The organism is Rhizorhabdus sp. (assembly GCF_018006725.1).
In the GTDB taxonomy this organism is placed as follows: Bacteria; Pseudomonadota; Alphaproteobacteria; order Sphingomonadales; family Sphingomonadaceae; genus Rhizorhabdus.
Genome location: NZ_JAGMXV010000234.1, coordinates 1 through 6,924, shown reverse-complemented (window position 1 = coordinate 6,924; position 6,924 = coordinate 1). Strand labels below are relative to the sequence as shown.

General features: G+C 62.3%; 9 protein-coding genes, 1 tRNA gene and 1 pseudogene. 5 read left to right on the top strand and 6 right to left on the bottom strand.

Annotated features, from left to right (window positions below; genetic code table 11):
- The 3 genes from KAY22_RS22305 to KAY22_RS22295 form a co-directional block, all read left to right on the top strand.
- Positions 1 to 756, top strand: a 756-nt coding sequence (locus tag KAY22_RS22305) for a DUF3313 domain-containing protein (protein WP_296625375.1), incomplete at its 5' end; no start/stop codon positions are given.
- 22 nt (positions 757 to 778) lie between these two features.
- On the top strand, positions 779 to 991 hold the full coding sequence (locus KAY22_RS22300) for a CsbD family protein (protein ID WP_270092783.1): 213 nt from the start codon (positions 779 to 781) through the stop codon (positions 989 to 991).
- Positions 992 to 1,193: 202 nt separating this feature from the next.
- Positions 1,194 to 1,376 carry a hypothetical protein gene (locus tag KAY22_RS22295; protein ID WP_296625373.1) on the top strand — a complete coding sequence of 61 codons (183 nt, stop codon included), beginning with the start codon at positions 1,194 to 1,196 and terminating at the stop codon, positions 1,374 to 1,376.
- Positions 1,377 to 1,547: 171 nt separating this feature from the next.
- Here the strand turns inward: KAY22_RS22295 and KAY22_RS22290 are convergent, their stop codons facing one another.
- Complete coding sequence (locus KAY22_RS22290) at positions 1,548 to 1,781, bottom strand: hypothetical protein (protein WP_296625372.1); 234 nt, start codon at positions 1,779 to 1,781, stop codon at positions 1,548 to 1,550.
- A 49-nt stretch (positions 1,782 to 1,830) separates the two neighbouring features.
- Positions 1,831 to 1,983 (bottom strand): hypothetical protein, encoded by a 153-nt coding sequence (locus tag KAY22_RS22285; protein ID WP_296625377.1) that lies wholly within the window; start codon positions 1,981 to 1,983, stop codon positions 1,831 to 1,833.
- A 345-nt stretch (positions 1,984 to 2,328) separates the two neighbouring features.
- On the opposite strand from KAY22_RS22285, the pseudogene KAY22_RS22280 reads away from it, so the two are divergent.
- A pseudogene (locus tag KAY22_RS22280) lies at positions 2,329 to 3,456 on the top strand (PAS domain S-box protein); the annotation flags it as partial.
- A complete protein-coding gene (locus KAY22_RS22275) occupies positions 3,449 to 4,063 on the top strand; it encodes a response regulator transcription factor (protein WP_296625376.1) in 615 nt (204 codons plus the stop codon). The pseudogene KAY22_RS22280 and the gene KAY22_RS22275, both read left to right, overlap by 8 nt.
- Positions 4,064 to 4,610: 547 nt before the next feature.
- On the opposite strand, the gene KAY22_RS22270 is transcribed toward KAY22_RS22275, so the two are convergent.
- The 4 genes from KAY22_RS22270 to opgC form a co-directional block, all read right to left on the bottom strand.
- A tRNA-Glu gene (locus KAY22_RS22270) sits at positions 4,611 to 4,686 on the bottom strand.
- Between the two features lie 143 nt (positions 4,687 to 4,829).
- Positions 4,830 to 5,045 (bottom strand): hypothetical protein, encoded by a 216-nt coding sequence (locus KAY22_RS22265; protein WP_296625371.1) that lies wholly within the window; start codon positions 5,043 to 5,045, stop codon positions 4,830 to 4,832.
- A gap of 30 nt (positions 5,046 to 5,075) precedes the next feature.
- Positions 5,076 to 6,452: a class II 3-deoxy-7-phosphoheptulonate synthase gene (locus tag KAY22_RS22260; RefSeq protein WP_296625370.1), complete on the bottom strand. Its 1,377-nt coding sequence runs from the start codon at positions 6,450 to 6,452 to the stop codon at positions 5,076 to 5,078.
- Between the two features lie 80 nt (positions 6,453 to 6,532).
- A partial coding sequence (opgC, locus tag KAY22_RS22255; protein WP_296625369.1) for an OpgC domain-containing protein occupies positions 6,533 to 6,924 on the bottom strand: 392 nt, incomplete at its 5' end.

Genomic DNA, 6,924 nt, shown 5'->3' with positions numbered 1-6,924 from the left:
GGTCTGATCCGTCCAGATCCAGCAGTCTGCGCGACCGCAGGTGCCGCTTGCGGCAGAAAATCCTTGTCTAGCGCTCGGATACAGGCGATCTTCACCTCAAACGCCACGCCACTTGGGGAATGCAGGTCCATGTCACCAAAGATTGCCATTTGCGCCTTATCGCTCGTCGTCACAGCTTGCGCAGCGGGTCCCGCGCCGCGAACCGGTTTTTTGAGTGACTATAGCGGTCTGGAGCCTGTCGGCTCTTCCGACTCGTTACTTGAGCAGCGACCGCCTGCAGATTTCGATGCGCGCCGTTTTCATGCCGTGATGATCGAACCGACCGAAGTTCGGGTCGAGGACTTGAGCGAAGAAGACAAGACGAAGCTGTCAGACGTTTTCCGCGAAGCGCTGATCGAGCGGCTTGGCGGGGCGCTGCCGATTGTCGGGCAGAGTGGTCCGGGCGTGTTCAGAGTGCGTACGGCCATCGTTGATGCGCGTAAGGCCAATGTCGCGATCAATGCCGTGACATCGCTTCTCGTTGGACCTGTCAGCAACGGCGGCGTAGCCGCCGAAGCGGAAGTCCTGGACGGCGGAACCGGAGCGCGCATCGCCGCGCTCTCCTGGTCGCGGCGAGGCGGCAAGATTACCGAGGTGGGCCTGTCCTACACGCAACTCGGCCAGGCCCGATCAGGCCTTCGCTCCTTCGCCAAGCGCCTTGCCGACCTCTTCAGTCCTCCCACACCGGCGACCGAGCAGACGGACCGTCGCCGGTGAGCATTGTCTCAAGGAGAAGATCATGAACGACGATCAGTTGAAGGGCGCATGGCGGCAAGCCGAGGGCTGGATCAAGGAGCAATGGGGTCGGCTGACAGACCACGACCTCGCCATCATCGACGGCCAGACTGAACAGCTTATCGGCCACATTCAGGAGCGATACGGCGTGGAACGCGAAAAAGCGGAGGACGACGTTCGCGAATGGTTCCAGGCGCGCTTCGGGTCGTTCCGGTAGCCTGGGCGTGGGCTGCGGTCGAGACGCCCCCCATCTATGACGCCGCAGCCCACGCATTTTTTCTCAAACTTTACGTTACGAGGCACACATGTTGCGACACGTCCTTTCGATGAGCATTCTTCTCGCTACCGCCAACGAGGCCGTCACGGCGCCGGCAACAGCGCAGACCGCTGCCGCCCCCACCTTTTCCGTAAAGTCGAAATTGGGCGAGCTGATGGACGATCGACGAGCCATGGCCGTCTTGCAAAAGCACATTCCCGACGTGATGGCCGATCCGGAAATAACGAAGGGCCGCAGATATTCGCTTCGCTTCATCTCGGGCTTCGACAAGCGGATCAAAGCGGCCCTTCCGGCGATCGAACGCGATCTGGCGGCCAATCGATAGATTGATTGGATTCCTTGGCTTTTGCTGCAACCGGCGATCAAAGATCGCAGCACACAACGAGTCGCACGGTCGGCTGAAAGCGACGGCACCCGCCCCGTGCAGCAAGGCCCATCTTGTCTCGGAGCGGCGCAAGCGACGCAGAGTGGCTGGACATGGCGGCCAGGGGCGGCACTATAGAAGTACGAACGGCGACACATACTCGTTAGCTTTGTCTTGCCAGGCGCGCCAGTTTTTAGCGAGCTTGGCAGCAGCCGGACGGAAAATCTGCGCAAGAACGCTGTCGGTTGTAACGTGCTTGAACGAATTCGCACGGCGACGATTCGTCGGGCGCAGCCAGGCGGCGTGTTGCTTCTCGATGGCGTCGGGGTTCCAGATGCCCAGCGCGTCGTGCAGCGTTGCAGCCACACCCCGGGCAACGGCCTCGTTCGTCTGACAGCGCCTGACTAAAAGTTCATCACCCGAGCCTCTGGTAGAGCGCATCGGGGACTGACTGATAGCAGACGGGGCGGAGGAAGCGGTCGATGGCGAGGGTGCCGACGGAGGTGGAGCGGCCGTCGGAGGTGGCGCGACCCTCATTGTCGTAGGGAATCATGCCTGAAGACGGCACGGCAAGCGTCCGCCGGCGCTGTCGTAAACATCTCGCAGTGCCCGTAAGCGACCACGCAGGCCGTCGTGGCGACGGGTTTCCTGGACGTGACGTCCCACTTTTCCGTTATCGCAGATCATTCGGAAGCTCCGGATCATGGCAAGCCGCAGCGATAAGCTGCTGAGCGCTGTCAACCGTCAGTGCAGGCGCTGCCAGCACCACGGATGTCGCGATCTGCCGCTCCGGCACATCCCAATATGTCTTCAGGAGCTGCGCTGTCACCGTTTCGGGGACGAGCGCGAAGCCATGCCTCCGATAGAAGCCTATGGCCCAGACTGCAGCAGCCCAGGTTCCGATCAGAATGGGCTTCAGTCAAGTGCGGCCCAGATGCGATCGATCCTGTCGACCGTGCCCGACGCGATGATCGTGATCGACTCGCGCGGACGGATCATCTCGTTCAGCGCCGCAGCGGAACGCCTTTTCGGTTATTCGGAAAAGGAAGTGTTCGGTTCGAACATCAGCAGGTTGATGCCTTCGCCCGACCGTGAGCGGCACGATGCCTATATCGAGCGCTATCTTGCCACCGGCGAACGGCGGATCATCGGTATCGGCCGCACCGTGACCGGCCTCAAGCGCGACGGTTCGACCTTCCCGATGCAGCTTGCGGTGGGCGAGGCGGCCGTCGAGGGAGAGCCGGTGTTCACAGGCTTCATCAGCGATCTGACCGAGCAGATGCAGGCCGAGGAGCGGATCGAGGACCTCCGTTCCAACCTGATCCATGTCGCGCGGGTCAGCGCGATGGGAACGATGGCTTCGACGCTCGCGCATGAACTGAACCAGCCGATCACCGCAGTCATGAACTATGTCGAGACAATTCGCGACATGCTGGAACAGCCGCATAAGGACGATTTTCCGATCATCCGAGAGGCCCTGTCGGAGACGGCGAGCGAAGCGATGCGCGCTGGGCAGATCGTTCGCCGCCTGCGCGAATTCGTCGCCAAGGGCGAGGTCGAGAAGACCGTCGAGGATCTGCCGACGCTGATCGACGAGGCGGCGAAGCTGGCGCTGATCGGCGCGCGCGAGAAGGGCGTGCATGTCGAGTTCGACATCGACCGGCAGGCGAGCCCCGTGCTGGTCGATCGCGTCCAGATCCAGCAGGTGCTGATCAACCTCATGCGCAACGCGGTCGAGGCCATGTCCACCCTGCCGGGCGGCATGGCGCGCGAACTCCATCTGTCGACTCATCCCGAAGAGGGGGGCTTTGTCCGTGTCATTGTCCGGGACACCGGCCCCGGCGTCGCGCCCGAGATCGCAGCGGATCTGTTCCGCGCTTTCAACAGCACCAAGACCGATGGCATGGGGCTGGGCCTGTCGATCTGCCGAACCATCGTCGAGGCCAATGGCGGACGGATCTGGTATGAACCTGGCGAGGCTGGCGGTTCCATTTTCCAGTTCACCATCGTCAAGATAGAAACGGAGGACCATGATGGCTGAAAAGCGGCTCGTGCATATCGTCGACGATGAGGATTCGATCCGGCGATCGGCGAAGTTCATGCTGTCGACTTCGGGCTATGCGGTGGAGACCTGGGAGAGCGGCGTTGCCTTCCTGAAGGAAGCCAAGACGGCAGAGCAGGGGTGCATCCTGCTCGACGTTCGCATGCCGGAGATGGACGGGCTGGAAGTGCAGCAGGCGCTGAACGAGCGCGGGATCACGATGCCCGTCATCATCCTGACCGGTCACGGCGATATCAGTATCGCAGTCCGTGCGATGAAGGCAGGAGCGGTCGACTTCATCGAGAAGCCGTTCGAGAAGGCGGTGCTGATGTCCGCGATCGAGGCCGCGCACGCGAGGCTGGAAAAGAACGCTGCGGATGTGGAGCGGAACGAGGAAGCCCATGTCATGCTGGGCAAGCTCACCGGTCGCGAGCGCGAGGTGCTGGAGGGGCTGGCCAAGGGCCTGCCGAACAAGACCATCGCTTATGACCTCGACATCTCCCCCCGCACGGTCGAGGTGCATCGGGCCAATCTGATGACCAAGCTGGGCGTACGCAGCCTGTCGGAGGCACTGCGCATCGCCTTTGCTGCGGGGATGGGGGAGTAGCGGGCATCGAGAGGCGCGGCGCGCACCGCTAGGCCAGTTCACCCTTCGCGGAGATGATCGCAAAGCAGTTGGTGAGCGGTTCTTCGGATCAAGCTCGCTACCAACTCGACGCGCGCGATCAACTCGTCTCGGATGCGAAATCAAAACCGGCGCCGCCACTTCCGGCTGTCTCACAGACATCGATGACCTTCAGCCGCGGAGCAGTCCAGCCAGACTTCGCTTTCTCGGGAGACGGGTCGGAATCAGGCATGGCAAGGCTCTCCGCAACACGACGAATGTCGGTGATAAAGAGTATGGGGAATGCCGCAGTCGCTCAATGCGATATTCTGCTGTATTTTTTCTTAAGTATTTTTCGGTAAATGATTTTTGTAAGATTCCGTGGGCCAGAAAGCTCGTTCCGCCAGAACAGAATTGAAAGAACCACTCGTTTCTGACTGCGCAGGCACGCTGACAGAAAGCACGAATATGCCGGTATCGTCGGCTGTGTGACTTGATGTGATGGTCATGTTCCGCAGTGCGCTTCGCCACCGGAAGCCGAGCATATCGCTGGTGACCCCTACGGGACTCGAACCCGTGTTTTCGCCGTGAGAGGGCGACGTCCTAGACCGCTAGACGAAGGGGCCGTGCTGCGGAGCGGCGTCATTATGAAGGGGGCGGGGGGGAGTCAAGCGAAAGCTGATGCCTGGCGGACGATCGTCGGACAATCGCAGGCAGAATTACGAAATAGCCTCTGACAAGGCGATGCTGTTAGCTTGCGGTCATGCGATCAGAGGCTGATGTAACCGACGAGGCCATGGGCCTCATTGCCCTTCATGGCGAGCAGGCCGTGCCGGCTTTGCTCGATCGGATTGCGCAGGCGGTGCGCCGGTCGGACGATGATCTTGTGACGATGCTGGATAGGATTCTCCAGTGCGTGGAGCGCACTCTGGAGCAGCCGAGGCACTGATTCCCGGGCGAGCGGCCCGGAGCCGGCGCCCGCCATCGGACGTCCGGCTCCTCCATGGCGTTAGCGTCAGGCGGCAGCCCGCTCGCGTTCCTTCATTTCCTGATTGAGCATTTCCGCGAGCAGGAAGGCCAGTTCGATGCTCTGGCCCGCGTTGAGCCGCGGGTCGCAGTGGGTGTGGTAGCGATCGGCGAGATTCTCGTTGGTCAGCGCCATCGCGCCGCCGGTGCACTCGGTCACGTTCTGGCCGGTCATCTCGGCATGGATGCCGCCGCCATGCGTGCCCTCAGCACGGTGGACGGCGAAGAAGCCGCGCACCTCGTCGAGAATGCGGTCGAACGGCCGGGTCTTGTAACCGTTCGGCGCCTTGACGACATTGCCGTGCATCGGATCGCACGACCAGACCACCTGACGCCCCTCGCGCTTTACGGCGCGGACGAGGGCAGGCAGATGCTTTTCGATCTTGTCGTGACCATAGCGGGTGATCAGCGTGATACGGCCCGGCTGGCGGTTCGGATCGAGCGTGTCGAGCATCCGCAGCAGCGCGTCGGGCTCCAGGCTCGGTCCGCATTTCAGGCCGATCGGGTTGTTGATCCCGCGCAGAAACTCGACATGCGCCGAGCCTTCGAAGCGGGTGCGGTCTCCGATCCACAGGAAATGGGCCGAAGTGTCGTAATATTCGCCGGCGTTGAGGCTGTCCTCACGCGTCATCGCCTGCTCATAGGGGAGCAGCAGCGCCTCGTGGCTGGTATAGAAATCCGTGCCCTTCAGCTGCGGCACCGTCTCGGGATTGATCCCGCAGGCCGCCATGAAGTCGAGCGCGTCGCCGATCCGCTTCGCGACCTCGCCATATTGCGCGGCCCAGGGGCTGCGGCCCATGAAGTCGAGCGTCCAGGCGTGGACCTGATGCAGATTGGCATAGCCGCCCTGCGCGAAGGCGCGCAGGAGGTTGAGCGTCGCCGCCGACTGGCTGTAGGCGCGGATCATGCGCTGCGGATCGGGCTGGCGCGAGGCCTCCTCGAAGCCGATGTCGTTGACGATGTCGCCGCGATAGCTGGGCAGCGAGACGCCGTCGATTTCTTCGGTCGCCGCCGAGCGAGGCTTGGCGAACTGGCCGGCCATCCGGCCGACCTTAACGATCGGCAGTTTCGAGGCATAGGTCAGGACCACCGCCATCTGCAGAAGGACCCGGAAGGTGTCGCGGATGTTGTTCGGATGGAACTCGGCAAAGCTCTCGGCGCAGTCGCCGCCCTGCAGGAGGAAGGCCTTGCCTGCCGCGACCTGCGCCAGGGCGCCACGCAGACCGCGCGCCTCGCCGGCGAACACCAGCGGCGGATAGCTGGAGAGTTCCTTCTCGGTCGCTGCGAGAAGCTGCTGATCCGGATACTCCGGCATCTGCACTGCCTTATGTTGACGCCAGCTCGCGGGCGTCCAATTCGTCGCCATATCCCGTTCCACTCGTTAATCGGCGGCTCCCCATGCGCGTCAGGGGCCGGAAAGGCAAGCGCAGGCTGGCTATAGGGCCGTCAATCTGCGGTTTGCGCGATCGGGCGGACCGTGCCGCGCGCCTTGCGGGCCGCATAGGCATTGGCGAAACCCGCCAGCAGCGCGGCGCTGCCGAGGCAGAGCGCGATATAAGCATCGTGATTGGGCGCGAACTCGATCCAGATGAAGCCGGCGGCATAGCTGAGCGCAACGCTGACGACGAAGGTCTGCAAGGAGTTGGATCCGATGATCGCACATTGGCGCATCAGCCAGGTCCGCTGCAGTCGTGGCCACATCCACAAGATGCTCATGATCAGCCAGCAGACCGACAGCGCATGGGCAACCCGCACCGGCCCAATCCGTATCTTGCTCTGATAAAGGACCTGATAAGAGAACCATTGCTGGGACAGGAAGAGCAGCGTCAGTACGGCGA